We start from the raw sequence: 19,776 nt of genomic DNA, 5'->3' as shown, positions 1-19,776 counted from the left end.
TCAGGTGGAAACCCACACTAAAAGTTTATGCTACAAAAGAGCAGTATGCGTAAGTTCTATATTTCATAAAACTAAACACCTGTGAAAACGGAAGAAACGACATGTTAATTAGCACAAGTCGTAAAAAAAGGGAACCTCCACGGTTCCCTTTTTTTATACCCTACTCTTGCAGGCAAAATACATTGTACCCAATTCCGCTCATCTGCAGAGTAAAGACTTAGCTTCATCCAGCGTCATTGGGGATTATTCATCATCCAATACCACAACAGTATCCCCGACATCTGTGGGGGAAATTGAAGTGGATCCGTCTGCGAGATAAACACCTTGTTGCTCATCTGAAGCAGAACTCTTTGTCCTAGCTCTTCTGGAGCCTTTCTTAGGTTCAACGTTTCCCTCACCTTCTGATACCTCTTCCTGTTGGTCCTGATAGGAAACTTCTAAATTCTGGAAACTGGAGAATCCACTTCCAGCGGGTATAAGTCTACCGAGAATAACATTTTCCTTCAGCCCGAAGAGTCTATCGGTTTGTCCACTGACAGCGGCATCCGTTAGCACCTTCGTCGTCTGCTGGAACGAGGCAGCGGAGATGAAGCTATCTGTACTCAAGGAGGCTTTACTGATGCTTTGAAGAATCGGTTCACCAGTAGCAGGCATGCCACCTGCTTCCTCAATCTCACTATTAACGCGTTCAAATTGCTTGCGTTGCACTTCATCGTTGGGATAGAAGTTTGTGTCGCCCGGCTCTTTGATGCGAATCTTCGTTAGCATCTGTCGGACGATCGCCTCAACGTGTTTATCGTTGATAGTCCCCTTGCCGTAGACTTTCTGGACTTCATCGACGAGATATGACCAGACCGCCTCATCACCCTCGACCGATACACCTTCAATAGTCGTCTGGCCGATACTCAAAATATCGTGTGGATTGAGATAGCCATCGGTAAGAGGTTCACCGGCATGCACCCAATCACCTTCAGCCACGCGTCGCTTCTCGTCAGGTATCTGATAGAGACGACTTTGATAGGTCCCGTGTTCAATGCGGTAGGCAGGAATCCCTGACTTCGTGCCAGCAGATTGGACGTAACCTTCAATTTCAGCGATTTCTGCGGCTTCACCGCGTTTCGGACGGCGCGCTTCAAACAATTCAGTGACACGCGGAATCCCCGCAACAATGTCAAGGTTCGCCGTTCTCTCATGAAGCTCTGCCAGCGTTTCTCCCTTCCGAATGCTATCACCCTCTGTTAGAGAGAAGGAGTAACCCGTAGGAATGACATGCGGCACCCGATTCCCATCCGATGTTTCTACTTCAATGCGCATCCGTAATGACAATTCATCGACCTCGAATCCGGGGGACCGTTTCACTGCCTCATTATACACCTCTTCGGACAATTCGTCGCCAACAGCGTATTGGAAATGCGGGTGAGAGACTTCGGTGACCGTGTGAGTTATCTGTAAATTTGCTTTGTCAAGCGCACGGTATTCCTTTGCCGGTAGAATCGTCCCAACCTCAAGCTGTTCATCAACATCCCGCTTATCCTCAGTTACCTGATAAACCAGTTCAACATCAAACCCTTTAAACTGGCGATGGTACGTCTTATAGTCCTCTTCACTCAGTTCAGTCCCAACCTCTAAGTTCAATTCCGGGTGATGGACACTAACGACATGGTAGAGTCCCTTGACTTTATCCGGTAACGAAGCATCCGTCTTACGGAGCGCCTTATACTCAATCTCGGTGAGACGTTGACCGACACTTAACGCTGTCGTTCCATCTTCGATGTGGGTCACTTCATAATGACGGGCGACATCAAAGCCTTTGTACTGTCTGCGGTTTGCGGATGATTCCTTTTGTGTCAAAAGGCTATCAGTTTCTAATGGACAGTCAGGATGATTAACCGCTGTAACACGGTACATACGTTCCGCGGCAAAGCCGCCCGCGGTGCGCTTACTTTCCGAAGTGGTGAACCCAGGATAGCGTTCATCGAACTGTTTTTTCTCACTATCGCTAATCAGCTCGCCCGGCTTGAGCGGACAGTCAGGATGATGAATCTGAGTGATGCGGTGGCGCAGCCTTTGAGCATCGAAACCCGTAAATCGTTTGTGTGCCCGGGTTAAGGCTGTTTCGCTCAATTCTTCGTCTGCTGTAAGCGGGCATTCAGCATGATACACAGCCGTTACATAGTACTGTTCAACGTCCTGTTTTTCAACTTTAAATGCGCGTTCGAGCTGTTGATACTCTGTGCGAGCATCCTCGTACTCACGGGCCGTTAACGTCTGATCAACCGTAAAATCACCAACCTCTGTATGGACAACGTAAACCGGCTTTGCCTCAACCTCAAATGGGTTCAGCAACGGAGCAATTGCCTCTGGGGCAACTTCGTCTCCTACCTTAAATCCGAAATCTTTGCTGGTTTGTTTATCTATCTCGGTTATACAATACACACGATTAAAGCTTGCATCTCGTCCGGAGACATTCGCAGTATCAGGACTATCAGCGTCACCATTCGTGCGCTCAGAAGACGCATTACCTGAAGATGCTGTGAGGCTTTCAATAGCAATACGCTCACCTGTCTCGGCATCCAAGTAATGCCATTCTCCACTCACGCCCTGCCTGACCTCTGCTCTTGATTGCTCTATCTCTGCTTCAGTGAGTTGCGTGCCGACACTCAATGAAAGCTTAGGATGTTGCACTCGCGTCACTCGGTATTTGGGGACCACAAAGCGTTGGAAGCCATAGTCCATCTGCGCCCTGAGGTATTCGGCATGAGACAGTCGATCCCCCGCCTTCAAATCACAGTTGCTATCCAAAACCTCCGTGACGTGGTACTGCCACGTTTTCGTATCAAAGCCTTTATAGCGCTCCATGCTTTCCGTGTACTGCTTCTCACTGAGCAATTCATTCGCTTTCAATGGGCAATTGGGATTGTTAACCCGCAGAACTTTATAGGCAGGTTCATCAAGACTTGTCCTATTTTCAGTAGCGATCCAAAGTTCGCCCTCTTTTTCAACCGTCCGACCGGGTTGGAAATCTCGGAAATACACGGTTCCGCTCGCTTTAGACAAAATTCTACGCTGACGCGCTTCTGAGACATCTTCAACGGCACCACCGGTGTGGAACGTCCGCATCGTGAGCTGCGTCCCCGGTTCACCGATAGACTGCGCAGCAATGATGCCGACGGCTTCACCAACGTTGACGAGATCGTTCGTCGTTAAATCGTTACCATAGCATTTCGCACAGACCCCGTCCTCGGTTTCGCACGTGAGCACAGAGCGCACTCGCACCACCGTTATGCCGAGTGTTTCAATCTTGTCCGCATTCTCTGCGGATATGACCTCGCCGGCTGGAACCAGCACCTCTCCGTTCTCTGGATGGAGAATATCTTCGGCGGCAGTGCGTCCATTAATTTTGAAAGCGAGATCGCCGCCTTCTGTCGCGAATTTTTGAATGCTGTTGAGGGTGCCGCAGTCTTCAGCGGTGACACGAACATCTTGCGCCACATCTACAAGTTTTCGAGTCAGATAACCCGATGCGGCAGTTTTCATCGCCGTATCCACCAGACCTTTACGGGATCCGTATGTAGAGTTAAAGTAGTCAAGGACATCCAGACCATCACGATAAGAGGTAGTGATCGGCGGGATAAGAATTTCGCCGCTCTGCTTCGCTTTCAGTCCGATAACGGCACTGATTTGCATAAATGGATTCTTCCGTGCCCGTGCGCCACTATCTGCCATGATATGGACCGGACTGAAACCCTCTACTGTTGTTTCGTCTACCTCTGCCCCAGTGGCATCGACCTTCGGATGAATCTTTCGAGGATCGGCCCGCTCAACGAGAGATGTCTCTAACCGAGGCAAGTCATCGAACATTTCATCCTCAACTTCTTTGAGGGCATCCAACCAGATGCGAATCTGCTCGTTTTCATGTTCTTCGCGCTCGGTCGCTGTGACGTTGCTGAGGAGCTCGTCAATATCTGCCTGTGCTTTGTTCACCAAACTATCACGATTGTCAGGAGTGATGTAATCCATGATACCGGGCGAAATACCGCTCAGCGTTGCATACTCGAACGCGAGTTTCTGGACTTTCTCAAGCACTTCAGTCGTGACACGTGTGCCCAGTTCGTTGAAACACCGATGAATCAGATCGGATAATTCCCTACCTCCAGCTTCGGCATTGAAGAATGGAAGTTGCTGCTCGGAGTTTTCATCTTCCCACTCTAAACCGGACGGCAGAACCTCGTTAAAGATAACTCTACCGACTGTTGTTAGAATGGGTTCAGCGGTTTTTCGGTCATCCCCGTTAGCTGGGAAGAAGAGTTGGATGCTGTCGTGCAGTTTAAGTTGACCTGCTGCATGAGCGGTGAGAACCTCTTCTGAGTGGGTGTAGCGACGGTGGGACCACGGCTTTTCACGGAGTGCCTCAAAAGCAGCAGGATCCCTTGTTGTGTAGGCATCATGAAGAAATGCGGCATCCGCTGCGTGCCCTGGCAACACCTTTGTCAGGAAACTGGGTCCGAGCACCATATCAAGCTCCGGAACAGCAACAGGATCACCGTGTGAAGGCTTGAGGATGTTATGACTGCTGAGCATGAGGAGCTTTGCTTCGGCTTGTGCTTCTACCGTGAGTGGGACGTGAACTGCCATCTGGTCACCGTCAAAGTCAGCGTTAAACGCTTTACAGACGAGTGGCGGAATCCTGATTGACTTGCCCTCTACTAAGACCGGCAAAAATGCCTGAATACCGAGTCGGTGCAAAGTTGGCGGACGGTTGAGTAAAACCGGATGATCCGCAATGACTTCCTCTACGACTTCCCATACCGGAGAATCGGAATCAACGTGTTCAGCAATATGCTTCGCACGCTTAATTGTCTGTGTATACCCATACGCTTGGAGTCGCTCAATAATGAACGGCTTAAACAATTCGACAGCCATGCGTTTGGGGATTCCACACTGATGCAACCCCAATTCAGGTCCGACAACGATGACGCTACGTCCAGAGTAGTCAACCCGCTTACCAAGCAGATTCTGACGGAACCTTCCAATCTTACCTTTGAGAACGTCAGCAAGGGATTTGAGCGGACGGTTCCCTGGTCCAGTGACACGCCTACCGTGCCGTCCGTTGTCGAAGAATGCGTCGACCGCTTCCTGTAACATCCGTTTCTCGTTACGGAGGATGACTTCTGGAGATCGGAGTTGTATCAATTTACGTAATCGGTTGTTCCGATTAATAACACGGCGATACAGATCGTTCAGGTCGCTGGTAGCGAAGCGTCCACCTTCAAGAGGGACAAGCGGACGTAAATCCGGCGGGATGACAGGAATAACATCCAAAATCATCCATTCCGGTCGCTGCCCGATTTCTGCAAAATCAGCCATCTGTTTCAGTTGCTTGGCGATCTTGAGCTTCTTCTGATGACTCGTCGTTTCGTTCAAGTCTTTGGTTAATTTTTCTATCTCCGCCTCAAGGTCAATATCACTCAGTAATTCGCGAATAACTTCTGCACCAGTGCCAGCCCGAAATCCGCCCCAGTACTTATTGCTGTGTTCTATGTACTCGATCTCGGTTAAGACCTGTCCACGTTCAAGCGGACACTCTGGGTCAGTCACTTCAACGACGATAAACCCTTCAAAATAGAGCACGCGCTCAACATCACGTGAAGAGAGTTCACAAAGAGTGCCGATGCGAGAAGGAATTCCTTTGAAGTACCATATATGAGATACAGGCGCGGCAAGTTGGATATATCCGAGTCGATCTCTGCGAACGCGTTGTTGTGTGACTTCAACACCACAACGGTCACATATCATCCCCTTATGTTTAATCCGTTTATACTTACCACAGTTACATTCCCAGTCCTTTTGGGGGCCAAAGATAGCCTCACAGAAGAGACCTTCCGGTTCAGGACGGAAGGAGCGGTAGTTAATAGTCTCTGCCTTCTTGACCTCGCCGCAACTACATGTCCCTTTCTCGGGACAGATAAAAGGTTCATCCGCCCCTTGGGCGGGATTCCGACGTTTGCAACTGGTCTTCTTCGATTCATCTTTAATCTGATCAGGCGAGGCTATCTTTATGGAGATGCTGTCAAATGCCGTGTTCATCTTTTTATTTTTCCTTGCGGTTGTTCAGAAAGGTTTGGCGGGAACGTTCTTGTTTCAAGCCCAAGCCTTCCGTTGGTCGGCTTTCAAACCTTTAGCTAATGCGGGTAGCATGCAACAACGGCGCATGCAAAACTTTGGAAAAAAACATGATAACATCAACGCTTTTCCTTAACGCTTGGCGACTCAATTAAAAACTATTCCTCATCCTTATCAAGGGATACATGAAGTCCGAGGGTTTGGAGCTCGCGGACCAAGACTTTGAAGGATTCCGGTGTACCGGGCGGTTCAGGGTTTAACCCTTTCACAACCGACTCGTAAATTTCTCTTCTGCCCAGAACGTCATCTGATTTGAGTGTGAGCATTTCTTGAAGTGTATGAGCTGCACCATACGCCTCCAATGCCCAGACCTCCATCTCACCGAGTCGCTGACCCCCGTGTTGCGCCTTGCCACCTAACGGTTGCTGTGTAACAAGAGAGTAAGGTCCCGTTGAGCGAGCGTGCATTTTATCGGCAACAAGGTGGTTCAACTTGAGGAAATAGACGTAACCCACCGTTACTTCCTGTGCAAATGGCGCACCGGTTCTACCATCAAAGAGAATACTTTTACCCGTCTGTTTACTGCGTTCGGGAAGTGTGGTCTTACCGAGTTCTTCAAAGATTTCTTCTTCTGTCGCGCCATCAAATACAGGAGATTCCACTCGGATACCGAGTTCATGGCACGCCCATCCGAGATGAATTTCCAAAATTTGACCGACATTCATTCGAGAGGGGACCCCTAACGGGTTCAATACCAATTCAACCGGTGTCCCATCTGGAAGATAGGGCATATCCTCAGCAGGCAAAATTTTGGCAACAACACCTTTGTTACCGTAACGACCCGCCATCTTATCCCCGACGGAAATCGGACGCTTACTTGCGACATAAACTTTGACGCGTTTGATGACACCTGGTTTCAGTTCATCACCCATCTCTAGCTGCTGAAGGGCACGTTCTTTTTCTTCAGTATAAGTGGTTATCCTGCCTTGCGCCATCTCTTCAACACGTTGAATCTGTTCTCTGGCTTCGGCATCGGTTACATGGATGTCTGAGAACGTCAAACTACAGGATTTACGCGCTTGTTGGTAATCGTCATCAGAAACATATTCTCCAACGGGCAGTGTACACGCTGGGTCAAAAACCGCGGTAATGTGCCAGACTTTGTCGGTTTTCAAATCCTGGGTCGTCCGGTTGAGTGATGCCAGTTCATCCTCGGTCAGCCGCTGTCCGGCTACTATAGGACGCGCAGGAAAATCTCTGGAGACTCGTAGATAGTCGGAGTCGGACAACTCTTGACCTTCGGTCAGTGGACACTCAGCGTTGAAAACTCCCTTAATTTGCCAAAATAAATCCGCTTGTAAACCCGGGTAAACCTGGCTGAAGTTCGCCCATTCTTCCTCATTCAGTCGCTGTGTTTCAACAACCGGACATCCTGTCGCTTCAATCTGTTCAGTAACGCCAGTTTCAAATTCAGAACGCGCGCACGGTTGCAACACAGTTTGATCAGCAACTTGTGCTTCTGCGTCTTCGGTCGGAGGCGAGTCGCCGGTCAAATCTACGAGTTCATAGAAATCATAGTCATCCGGTTCTGACGCACCGTTGGTTACCAATACACCGAATCGCGCCCCCGCTGCAGTAAGCATTTCCTGCAGTTGTTCGGAATGATACCCGTCTTCAGCGTCCACTTCTTCACAGACAGCAATAGCAATTATACTGTTATCGTAACCCCGCAGCACAACATCAGCATCTTCTAAATGTCCATCTACAGGTTCCGTTTCCTGAAAGAATGGCTCTGTATCGCCCAAAGTCGATTGGCACACTTCGCTGAGGTACGCTTGCACGGTTGAAGAATTTGAAGGGTGGACCACAATAGTAGGAATCGGTTCAGGGATGTCCGTTACCCTATAACCTGCTTCAGCGGTAAAAGCTTCAGAGTTTGTATCTTCAGTTACCAGGTGGTACGCATCTGCAGTGAAACCGGAAATATAGGCATCCAGAACCTCAACTGTCAGTGTATCACCAGCATTCGCAAAGAGTTCAGCTGTAGGAGGGGTTTTCAACCCCGATTCCGCTTTTGTGTAAAGTGGATCAGCGAGTTCGCATCCTATGAGTGTTTTGCGAATCTCTTCGTCTTTTCGGCGACGGATGGAAGCGATCTGCTCACGCGAAGTCTCTTCAATCTCCTTGCGTTTCGACTCATATCGCAAATTATCAGCCATTGATAAGCCTGAGTCGCCTTGTGACCAACCGCCACGACGGGAGGTGGTATCCGGTTTACGGGAGAACACTTTTACGTCAATGACGACTCCTTCAACGCCGGGACGCACATAAGTCGAGGCATCTCTGACTTCTTTGACTTTTTCGCCAAAGATCGCGCGTAGAAGTTTTTCTTCTGGACCCGACTCGCTTTCACCTTTGGGTGTGATTTTTCCGACAAGGATGCTGCCAGCCCCCACAACGCTTCCAACGCGAATAATGCCCTCTTCATCAAGTTGTGTGAGACGCTGGTCGCTAACGTTCGGAATATCGCGGGTGATTTCCTCTGGACCTACTTTCGTTTCACGTGCCTCCACTTCAAATTCTTCAATGTGGATAGACGTGAAGGTATCCTCCTTGATGAGCGTTTCGCTTATCAGGATAGAGTCCTCATAATTGTGACCACCCCAGGGCATATAAGCACATAGCACATTCCGTCCAAGAGCGAGTTCACCATTTTCTGTAGAGGTGCCATCCACAATAACCTGATCGACTTCAACTTTGTCGCCCACTGCAACGATAGGCTTCTGGTGGATACAGGTCCCGCTATTACTGCGTTTGAAGGTCTGGAGTTTGTAAACATCGTAGCCCATTTCGCTGAACGTATTCTCACCCTTATGGTGGTGAAGGGCTTCACCGGTATATATGAGAATCTCATCGGCAGAAACACTCGTAACAGTCCCGGCTCGCTTCGCGGTAATGAGTGCCCCTGAATAGAGTGCCGCCGGCGCTTCCATACCCGTTCCGACAAGCGGAGCTTCTGGACGGACAAGCGGTACAGCCTGACGTTGGTGATTCGCACCCATCAAGGCACGATTCGCGTCCTCGTGTTCCAAGAACGGAACCAGCGCGGCAGAAATACCAACGATTTGCTGCGGAGAAACGCCGATGTAGTCCACCTTTTCCATCGGAAGTGACAAAACATCCTCACCACTGCGGACTGGCAGCGTATACTCTGTAGGAGGGCTTTGTAACCCCGATTCCTTACCATTTCCGGTCTGTTCAGCACCGCTTAGAGGCGGCTTCGCAGCAATATACGCAGTATCCTCGCTATCTGCTGTGAGATATTTTACTTGACCTACCTTTGAACCATCTTCAACCTCATGATAAGGCGTTTCTATAAAACCGTAGGGGTTTATCCGTCCATAACATGCTAAAGAAACGATAAGACCGATAGACGGACCTTCAGGTGTCTCCAAAGGACAAACGCGTCCATAGTGTGTTGGATGCACATCCCGAACAGCTGCCGTTGCCCTATCTCGGTGAAGTCCACCTGGACCAATTGCTGATATACGGCGTTTATGCGTCAGTTCATCCAGGGGATTAATCTGTTGCATAAACTGCGACAACTGGTTCGATCCAAAGAATTCTCGGAGTGCCATCATCAGCGGTTTCGGATTTATGAGAGAAGACGGGACGACCTTCGCAATATCGTTGTTGGTACTTAAGCGTTCACGTGTGGTTCTGCGAATCTGGAACAAACCCATTCGGAACTGGTTTTCGAGGAGTTCACCGATAACACGCACACGGCGATTACCCAGATGATCCAGATCGTCCTTCGGTTTAAGTCCATTATGGACATCAAGCAGATAAGCTATAGTCGCAGCAATATCTTCGCGACGTTGCGTTCGGAGCGTTTCTTCGGGGACATTTCCATAAGTCGGCACATAATCAATTTTCTGATCCTGTTTCCAGCCAGGCACATCATCCGGGCACAAACCGAAATATTGACAGGTTTTGTTGAATTTTCGATTAAGTTTGTATCGTCCAACGACACCTAAATCGTATCGATGCGCGTCAAAGAGCAACCATGAAAGGTGTTTACGAGCGTTCTCTATACCAGCGGGATCTCCAGGTCTCAGCGTGCGGAAAATCATCAGCAGTGCGGCATCTTGTAAAGTATATGGCTCCTCATAATCGGCTTGTCGGTCGCGTTCCAACGTATTCCGTAAGAATCGGATGTGCTGGCAATCTTCCTCATCCAGTATTGTGAGTGCCTCAACACCCGTCTCACTGAGGCGTTCCAATTCTGTTTCGGTGAGCAGCGTATTCGCTGTCAGGAGCACGTCTTCAGCTTTTGGATTGACAACGTCTTCAGCTTCTGGATGGATAACGTCTTCAGCGCAGACTCTACCGACCCATTCCTGATTATCTGGAGACACAAGCTGTTCGGCTGTGAACGCTTCACGTCCGTAACGGTCACGCGCCTCTTCGTATTCTGTGTTCGTTAGCACTTGTCCCGTAACGATCTCACACCCGCTATTGTGGGTGTCAATTACACGCCGAAGAAGTTCAGTTTCAAAGCCTTTCCATTTTCTACGAAGGTTCGTCCGCTCCTTGTATGTAAGTTCTTGTTCGACCTCCAGTGGGCAGCCCGCATCGGTTACCTCTGTAACGCGATAACACCTCTCTACCTCAAGATCAGGGTAGTCTTTACTGGCTTGTCGAAAGTCCGCAGCACCCAACAAATCGCCAGGGTTAACTTGCTTTGCGGGTCCTTCTACATCCGTAACCTGCCATCCGGCAAGCACAAGACGTTCCGTCTTTGCGTAAAGCTTCAGGATATCCGCGTCTGATTCCCAACCGAGTGCGCGCAACAGCACAGTAGCAGGCAGTTTTCTGCGTTTGTCAATGCGTACGTAAATCTGATCTTTAGTGTCTATCTCAAATTCGACCCATGCCCCTCGATAAGGAATAATTTGAGCGGTCGGTGTGCGCCGTCCGGTTGGTAATGCCTTTTCAAGAAAAATGACACCCGGCGAACGGTGCAGTTGACTCACAATCACGCGTTCGCTACCATTGACAATGAAACTGCCATTTTCGGTCATTAAAGGAACTTCGCCGAGGTATACATCGGATTCTCGGATATCCACAACATGCGGTTCATCTGCATCCGAGTCAGCCTCACGTTGGACAAGCATAATACGCGCAGTCAGGGATACCTGATACGTTACACCACGGGCAACACATTCTTGAAGTGTATATTTCGGTTCACCAAGGGTGTAACTGACAAAATCGAGACTGTTAACCTCCGAAAAATCGCGAATGCCGCTCTTGTCTCCTGTGTGAAATACTTCCTTAAACACCGCTTGGAGGCCAGTATCCGAACGTTCATTAGGTGGGGCATCTCGTTGTAAGAAGGCATCATAGGCGAGTTTTTGGGTCTCTATGAGGTTCGGGAGTGGGGTACGAACCTCCGTTTTGGCAAAAGTGATTCTCTCATTTTTAAGTCTGGGTTTTTTGTTCACTGAATGAAGTCTCCCTACTTACTTTGCGGTGGTTACGCGGTTTACAAATAGACTTTTGCAAAAACCTGCTTTCTCAACTGCTTTTTCCGTCTTAATATGGTAGCATAGCATAACAGAATATTATACATTATATGTGGCAGAATGTCAAGAAAAAATAAAAAAATCACATTTTTTCCCGATTTAATGCAATAATGTATGACGATTACCCGAAAAATCGCAATTTTTATAGAATTTCATGGTTATAAATGAAGCGTTGCTACGTTAAACGTAATTCGCTGCCGCAATGAAATTGAAGTTCACGCTATCGAAGACCAGGGTGTGGATTTTAAGGTTATGCCATAGATTTTCGACTTTGGAGGATAACATGGGAGCAATCACGACACCACTGCCGGTTAAAGCAATCATCGGTGTGCTGACAGCCGCCCCTGACCTCCTGCCCACAGTCTATACAGAACTGACACATCGCTTGGGTGCCATTGATTACGTAAGTGAATTGATGCCTTTCACGAGCACACTCTACTACGAGACTGAAATGGGACCAGACATCCAGCGACAATTTATAAGTTTTGAAAGATTGGTCGATGCCGGTACGCTCGCAGAAATGAAATTGTTCACAAATAGCGTTGAGCAAACCTTTGCTGTAAGAAAGGCCGAAACAAACGCACGGCGCGTCAATTTGGACGCGGGTTACATCTGCTTAGCAAAACTGGTACTTGCGTCAACAAAAGACCATGCCCATCGTATCTACCTCAGCGACGGTATCTATGCCGAAATCACACTGCGCTTCTATCGCAAAACATTCCAACCTTGGGAGTGGAGTTATCCGGACTACCGATTACCAACATACATCGCTATTTTTAACCACATTCGCAGAATCTATAGAAATCAATTAGAGAATCAATTACCTCCGGTTGAAGGGCAGGACTTGTGACAGCCCCTGTTACTCATACTGAGAAACACAGTCTCCTTCAGCCACCTACACCGAAATACGGGAGTGGCGGGCGGAACTCCGAAGCACGTTGAGGTGTTCTGACCCGTCTAATAGCATTTTTTTCTGTGTTTTTTTAGGATACACAGAATATTATATTAAAAGTCAAAATCACGGTCTATCGTGTATCGTGCGTTTATTCCCTGTCAAGTAGGCGGCAGACACATTGCCGAGAGGCAATGCTTGACATGTCTGCCAACACGATACAATTATTGTATCACAAAAACTGACGAAAGTCAAATTAAAAGAAAGGGCGGTTTTTCTGCTCACCATGAATGAGGAGATTTCCAAATCGCGAATGTTAGATGAAAAAATTTCTTAAAACGGTGCAAGGTATTGAGAACCCGTGCGACACGAAAATGTTGATTTTTATCGTTCTCACAGGTGTATTTTGGGCATGTTTTATATCCAGCGTAAACGCTGAATCGACAGGCTCAGATACTCGCGCCCGCGCCCGCGACATCGGTATCCAAATAGGAACCCTTCCAACCGGCACGCACAATGCCATCACTGACGTAGAGGGTGTGAAAGTCGGACACGTTACGCTAAACGAAGGCGATTCAATTCGGACAGGGGTTACCGCTATCCTTCCAAGTGATGATATTTGGACAGCACGCCTGTTCGGCGCGGCATACACTATTCACGGTAATGGTGAAGCAACCGGCATTGCCCGTATCAATCAAGCCGGATGGATTGAATCTCCCATTTTGCTTACAAATACACTCAGTGTCGGGGCAGTCCATGATGGTGTTGTGCGTTACATCGTGAAACGCTATCCAGACAACAATATTGTGTTACCCATTGTAGCGGAATGCTACGACGGTGGTTTGAACGACATCAGCGGACTCCACATCACAGCACAGCATGCGATTGAAGCGATTGAGAACGCCACAGAGGGTCCCGTAACTGAAGGAAGCGTCGGAGGCGGTACTGGCATGCGATGCTATGGGTTTAAAGCCGGGATCGGCACAGCCTCCCGCGTCCTGCCTGAAGAACGCGGTGGATGGACAGTCGGGGTCCTTGTTAATTCCAACGGTGGACGTCGTTCGCAACTGCGAATTGATGGGGTTCCTGTTGGCGAGGAAATCAGCGGTTCCCCACCGAAACCGGGAAGAGATGGCTCGTTCATTATTGTTATCGCAACAGATGCCCCGTTGACACATCGCCAATTGAAACAGGTAGCGATCCGTGCTACACATGGATTGGCTCGCACAGGCACGCCGAGTACGGACGGTAGTGGGGAATTCGTCATTGCCTTTTCCACCGCGAACATTTTTCCAAATAGCACCGAAAATGGCACTTTTGAAATCCAAATGCTCGTCAATTGGCGTTTGAGTTCGCTCTTTCAAGCGGTTATTGAAGCCACAGAAGAGGCTATCATCAATTCCATGACAATGGCGACGACAACCACCGGACGCGAAGGCAGAACGATGTATGCGATTCCGTTGGTCGAACTGCAAAAGGTGATGAAGGCACACGGACATTGAATGCGCTAAGCCGAACTGACACGATTCAGGTCGGGGGCAAGAGACGACGGCACAACCTCATAGTGTGAAAATTCCAGGGTAAATGCACCGCGTCCCTGTGTCATTGAGCGAAGTCGCGTTGTGTACTGAAACGTTTCTGAGAGTGGAATGAAAGCATTGATGACATTTTGGATCGATGGCGAAGGGCGTCCTGTGTCGGAGGTATCTTGGGTTGTGCTTTCATTAATCTGTGCCCGACGGGAATTCAGATCACCAATGACTTTGCCGACATGTTCATCAGAAACAGTAATATGCATCCGCATGACAGGTTCTAACAACAAAGGGTTGGCTTTTCTGGTCGCATTTTCAAACGCCAAGACTGCTGCTGCTTCGAACGCGACTTCCGAAGAATCCGTTGGGTGGTAGGACCCACCTGTAAGGCTAATCTTTACATCCTGCATCGGATATCCGATGCGCGGACCTGTTCCCGTAGCACCTTCCAACGCCTTCTCAATAAACGGGATGTACTGCCGCGGGATTTGCGTTTCGTCTGTGTTATCCTCAAACTTGAATCCTTCCCCGCGCGCTAACGGCTCAACCGTTAGCAGCACATCACCGTATATCCCTTCTTCATCTGTTTTGTGGATATGTGTCCCGCGCCCCTCTGCGAGTGTACTGATAGTTTCGCGATACGCCACCTGTAGCTTGCTTACCCGAGCGTTAACTCCAAATTCGCGTATCATGCGGTCTGTGAGAATCTCTAAGTGGAGCTCACCCATGCCAGAGATGATCCGTTGTCCGGTTTCTTTGTCGATGCCCACGGTGAAGGTTGGGTCCTCGTCCATCAATTTTTCGAGTGTTTCTTCCAAGGCATCCGCGTCGCTTGCACGCTCAGGTTCAATGGCAATTGAGATAACTGGATCTGGAAAAGTGATGGATTCTAACAGAATAGGTTCTCTCGGATCCGTCAGAGTATCCCCGGTCTTGGTATCCTTAAGCCCGACGAGGGTAACAATGTCACCGGCGTAAGCCGCTTCACAGACCGCCTCCTTATTAGCGTGCATCTGTAAGATACGGTTAACCCGTTCCCGTTTTTCGGAACGGACGTTATGGACGACCTCCCCGCGTTTGAGCACACCTGAATAGATACGACAGTATACGAGCTTGTCTACCGTTGGATGGCTTGCCACTTTAAAGGCTAATGCTGAAAACGGAGCCTCATCATTTGGGATGCGTGTCACTATATTCTGCGCTTCGGATGCGTTTTTCGCGCCCTTGGAACGTTTACCACCGGAAGTGGAATCTGGCACAGTGCCTTCAATAGGCGGAACATCAAGAGGGGACGGCAGAAAATCAATTACCGCATCCAATAGTGGTTGAACGCCTTGATTCTTTAAAGAACTTCCACAAAGCACAGGAAAAAGGGTCCCTTGCAAGGTAGCTGCGCGGATAACCGTTAGTAACTCGGTGTGGGTTATCTCTTCACCCCCCAAGTATTTTTCAAGCAATGCTTCATCTTCGACAGCGACACTCTCGTAGAGGACTTCCCGGGCTTGTGCCACTTCATCTTGAAATTCAGGCGGGATCTCTGCCTCTATGTATGTCTGTCCGAGATCCGTTGTGTCCCAACGCATTGCCTTCTGCGTTACGAGATCAATAACACCCGTGAAATCGGGGCCTTCACCCATCGGCAATTGAAGGGCGACAGGGTTCGCGTCTAACTGTTCCTTCATCATTTCCAGGACGCGAGTGAAATTCGCACCAACCCTATCCATTTTATTAACGAAGACGATGCGCGGCACTTCGTAACGTTCCGCTTGACGCCAAACCGTTTCTGACTGCGGCTCAACGCCGCCGACAGCACAGAAAAGGGCAATCGCACCATCCAAAATTCGCAAGGAGCGTTCCACTTCCACTGTAAAATCGACGTGTCCGGGTGTATCAATAAGATGAATTGCGTGTTCTTGCCAGAAACAGGTCGTTGCGGCGGCAGTAATCGTTACGCCGCGTTCTCGTTCCTGTAACATCCAATCCATCTCAGCAGTCCCGTCATCTACTGCACCGATCTTATGCTTTTTACCGGTGTAGAAAAGAATCCGTTCAGTTGTGGTTGTTTTGCCTGCATCAATGTGCGCTGCAATGCCGATATTGCGCACGTTTTCAATCGGATATTCGCGTGCCATTTTTTCCTTACGGGAATTGACGGAATGAAGGTTTCCCCACGCTTTAGCGTGTCGGTGGTATCACCTATCTGATGTATCGTCTGATGTGGAAACTTTAATCGTAACGTACGCACTTCCCTGTCCATTGGGCGATTTGACATAGAGAAGTACCTGCTTTTTATTTTCGCTCGTGAGTTGTTCCACAAGACGGGAATAGGACGCAAGGTCGTCAATCTCTGTCCACTCCATTTCCTGGATGAGGGATCCGGGAACGATACCTTTTTTCTCCGCGTTGCTCCCGCTTTCAACCTGTGTGACGACTACACCTTTCTCATCTGACGCGTAATCGTAACGCTCAGCAATCGCGGGGGTCAGATTCTGGACCTGAAGTCCCGCAAAGGCTTCTTTCTGTTGATCACGGTTGAGTCGTGCCCCTCTGAGTTCTGGCCTCATATTTTCGGCTTCTTGTAACTGGGCGTTGAGTTTAGCAATAACCTCTTCAGTCCGTTTGCCCAGTTTGACAGTCAACCGTTTTTCTTCAGTGCCGTCTCGGAGCACTATGACTTCAACAGATTTGCCGACCTCTGTTGCTGCTACAACATGCATCAGATCATTAATATCTCGAATTGTTTCGCCATTAAATTCAACGATGACATCTGAACGTTGGATCCCAGCTGTATCTGCAGGACTCCCTTTACTAACGCCACGCACAAAAGCACCGCGCGGTGTATCGAAGTTCAACTTTTCTGCCAAATCCTGATCGACATTTCTCATACTGATGCCAAGCCAGCCGCGCTCAACTTTGCCATGTTTAATGAGTTGCGGTAAGACCTGTTGTGCCATTTTACTCGGGACGGCGAAGCCGATACCGATATTTCCTGTGGAAAGACCACCGGTGATAATCGCTGTATTAATTCCAACCAATTCGCCGCGAATGTTGATCAAGGCACCGCCACTGTTTCCTCGATTGATCGGGGCATCCGTCTGTATGAAATTACCGTATTTGATACCGCTGAACCATCCAGGCCGCCCCTTCGCGCTCACAATTCCCCGGGTCACAGTTTGAGAAAAATTGAGTGGGGTTCCGATGGCAATTACCCATTCGCCGACTTCAAGCTGATCCGAATCACCAAATGGAAGGGTTGGAAGTCCTTCAGCGTCAATTTTAAGAACTGCTAAATCGGTCCCGCTGACTTCGGTCCCGGCGGCATCGCGTCCAACTAATTCCGCTGGATATTCCTTTCCATTTGATAAAGTGACGCTGATTTCATCGCTCCGCTCAATAACGTGGTTGTTGGTAAGTATATAGCCATCGTCACTGACGATTACCCCAGAGCCAACACCCCTAACGGGAGCCGGATTCGGGAATATACGTTGGCGCGGTGCTTGTTGATCGCGCTGTTCTTGTTCGGGGTCTCGAAAAAAGCGTCTGAAGAATTCATCGCCAAAAAAATCTCTAAATTGCTCTTCTTGCTCCGGAGTTATCTGTTGTCTTTCGGGGGTGATGATTCTATTCCGTTGTGTTGTCGTTGTAATTTGGACGACAGCAGGACGTGTGCGCGCCACTAAATCAATAAATGCTCGATTTGCGCGTTCCAAGTGCTGGAAATCTTCTGATGTTTGAAGTGTGTCGTTTGTCTGTCCAACGGCAGTCTGTAGCGTGAACTGATTTGTATCCCGATCAATGATAACACCCGCAGCGACAATAAGAACTACTAAGACCAAAATTACCCGGACAGGGTTACGCAGTGTAGGCCTGAGTCTGAACATGATATAAACCCTCCTATATGATGTAGTGTTAGATCCGACTGTTCTTTATTTTTTGTGTTGACGTTCTAAAGACACACCTATTGGATAATAAAGTTGCAAAAAAGTTGGAAAAAATGTGATGTGTCCGAAAAAATACGTTGGGTTGAGCGAGTCCTATTTATTCCCCACGTGAAATCCGTTCTACGTGTTCACGGACGATAGGTTCAGGACATAACCGAATAAATAGCCACGCACTCGGCACAAGAATCACGAACGCCCCGATAAGAAGATCGTCAACGCGCCCAAAAATAGGGATAAAATCGAAATCAAGCGGATTCACCAAATAGGCGATAGCGAACACGACTGCCAATAATTCAGCAAGGATGAGAATCGCTTTCCGATAGACAGGAACACGTTCATCGACAAACAGTCGCCATGCCAGTTTGACGAAATTTGGGAAATGAAGGAGCAGGCGGAAAAGTCGAAAGGAGCCTGGTTTGTTACCGCCGAAGAAAAAAGAATTCATCATACTTATAAAGTTTACCAAAACCCTTTTTTATCTGCAAATCAATTTTTTAGAAGTTATCAGTTTTCAACATTAATTTGACCGGCACGTTCCTTTTTGGTATACTACCATAAATAGAATAGATCAGATAGAAGGAGAAATTATGGCAACACAAAATGAACTTTCTGCACAGCAAATCGCCGCGCAACTCTATACTGTTCGGGATTTTACCAAAACTGAAGCCGACATCGCAGAAACGATGAAAAAAGTTCGGCAACTCGGATACGAGGTGGTGCAATGTTCCGCACTCGGTCCAATTGAACCCGCTGCCCTGAAAAACATTGTTGACGGGGAAGGACTCAGCATCATCGCGACACATACAAGCTACGAACGGATGCGGGACGAACCCCAATCTGTTATTGACGAACATCAGTTGTGGGGATGCAAACATGCCGCAATCGGCGGACTTCCGGGCGAATACCGAACAGCGGAAGGATACGCCAGATTTGCCAGGGAAGCATCGGAAGTCGCGGCGCGCCTTGCTGAAGGAGGCTTGACGTTCTCCTATCATAACCATAGTTTTGAGTTGGAGCGTTATAACGGACGCACTGGGTTAGAGATTCTGTATACCGAAAGTGATCCGAATTACTTTAAAAGTGAACTGGATACCTACTGGATTCAGCACGGTGGGGGCGACCCAGCCGCCTGGATTCGTCAGTTAAAGGGGCGCGCCGACATCATCCATCTCAAGGATATGGCGATGCAAGGCTCCACGCAACGCTTCGCGGAAATTGGTGAAGGCAACCTTAATTGGGATGCTATTCTGGACGCTTGTATCTATGCAGAGGTTGAGTGGTATATTATCGAGCAGGACACCTGCTACGAGCGCGATCCGTTTGAAAGTTTAGGCATCAGTCTCAAAAATCTAAAAGAGATGGGTTTTGCCTAACGTATCGCGTTCTTATCTAATAGAGGGCAAGGCTCCGTATGTGATCCGAACATAACAGTGGGATACGGAGGTCTTGCCTTACATTATTAAATGAAAAATCAACGATAGGAAATCAATGAACGCGTCGGATACAGAGGCAAATCTCAAGCGATACTCAATTTTTTTTGACATTATACAGGAATTTGTGATACAATTAAGACTTGATACAATTAAGACTTGATACAAGTATAAGGAAATTGATGCTACGAACGGGGCGTGGCGCAGCCCGGAAGCGCGCTTGAATGGGGTTCAAGAGGTCGCTGGTTCGAATCCAGTCGCCCCGATCTCTGA

Annotated in this window: 9 protein-coding genes and 1 tRNA gene; 5 read left to right on the top strand and 5 right to left on the bottom strand. The window is 48.5% G+C overall.

The window, feature by feature from the left end; all coding sequences use genetic code 11:
* Window positions 1-243: 243 nt before the first annotated feature.
* Window positions 244-6,087 carry a DNA-directed RNA polymerase subunit beta' gene (rpoC, locus tag F4X88_05990; protein MYA55825.1) on the bottom strand — a complete coding sequence of 1,948 codons (5,844 nt, stop codon included), beginning with the start codon at window positions 6,085-6,087 and terminating at the stop codon, window positions 244-246.
* Between rpoC and F4X88_05985 the strand changes: the two genes are divergently transcribed.
* The gene (locus F4X88_05985; protein MYA55824.1) at window positions 6,080-6,259 is read left to right on the top strand and encodes a hypothetical protein; all 180 of its coding nucleotides are present in this window, start codon (window positions 6,080-6,082) and stop codon (window positions 6,257-6,259) included. The two genes, rpoC and F4X88_05985, sit on opposite strands and share 8 nt — an antisense overlap.
* A 22-nt stretch (window positions 6,260-6,281) precedes the next feature.
* Here the strand turns inward: F4X88_05985 and rpoB are convergent, their stop codons facing one another.
* Window positions 6,282-11,627, bottom strand: coding sequence for a DNA-directed RNA polymerase subunit beta (gene rpoB / locus F4X88_05980; protein MYA55823.1), 5,346 nt, complete (start codon window positions 11,625-11,627; stop codon window positions 6,282-6,284).
* Window positions 11,628-11,910: 283 nt separating this feature from the next.
* Between rpoB and F4X88_05975 the strand changes: the two genes are divergently transcribed.
* Window positions 11,911-12,558 carry a DUF4416 family protein gene (locus tag F4X88_05975; protein ID MYA55822.1) on the top strand — a complete coding sequence of 216 codons (648 nt, stop codon included), beginning with the start codon at window positions 11,911-11,913 and terminating at the stop codon, window positions 12,556-12,558.
* A 416-nt stretch (window positions 12,559-12,974) separates the two neighbouring features.
* Window positions 12,975-14,102: a P1 family peptidase gene (locus F4X88_05970; protein ID MYA55821.1), complete on the top strand. Its 1,128-nt coding sequence runs from the start codon at window positions 12,975-12,977 to the stop codon at window positions 14,100-14,102.
* 5 nt (window positions 14,103-14,107) lie between these two features.
* Here F4X88_05970 and fusA read toward each other — a convergent pair whose 3' ends face one another.
* The 3 genes from fusA to F4X88_05955 form a co-directional block, all read right to left on the bottom strand.
* Entirely contained in the window at window positions 14,108-16,264 is a 2,157-nt protein-coding gene (fusA, locus tag F4X88_05965; GenBank protein MYA55820.1) for an elongation factor G, read from the bottom strand.
* A gap of 60 nt (window positions 16,265-16,324) precedes the next feature.
* Window positions 16,325-18,013 carry a Do family serine endopeptidase gene (locus F4X88_05960; GenBank protein ID MYA55819.1) on the bottom strand — a complete coding sequence of 563 codons (1,689 nt, stop codon included), beginning with the start codon at window positions 18,011-18,013 and terminating at the stop codon, window positions 16,325-16,327.
* A 157-nt stretch (window positions 18,014-18,170) separates the two neighbouring features.
* A complete protein-coding gene (locus tag F4X88_05955) occupies window positions 18,171-18,518 on the bottom strand; it encodes a DUF1232 domain-containing protein (protein MYA55818.1) in 348 nt (115 codons plus the stop codon).
* Between the two features lie 142 nt (window positions 18,519-18,660).
* Here F4X88_05955 and F4X88_05950 point away from each other — a divergent pair, with 142 nt between their 5' ends.
* Window positions 18,661-19,446, top strand: a complete 786-nt coding sequence (locus F4X88_05950) for a sugar phosphate isomerase/epimerase (protein MYA55817.1) — start codon at window positions 18,661-18,663, stop codon at window positions 19,444-19,446.
* Window positions 19,447-19,695: 249 nt separating this feature from the next.
* Window positions 19,696-19,769, top strand: a tRNA-Pro gene (locus tag F4X88_05945).
* Window positions 19,770-19,776: the final 7 nt, after the last annotated feature.

Source organism: Candidatus Poribacteria bacterium (genome assembly GCA_009839745.1).
GTDB lineage: Bacteria > Poribacteria > WGA-4E > WGA-4E > WGA-3G > WGA-3G.
The sequence above is the reverse complement of the archived record's forward strand: the minus strand, read 5'-3'. Positions and strand labels throughout refer to the sequence as shown.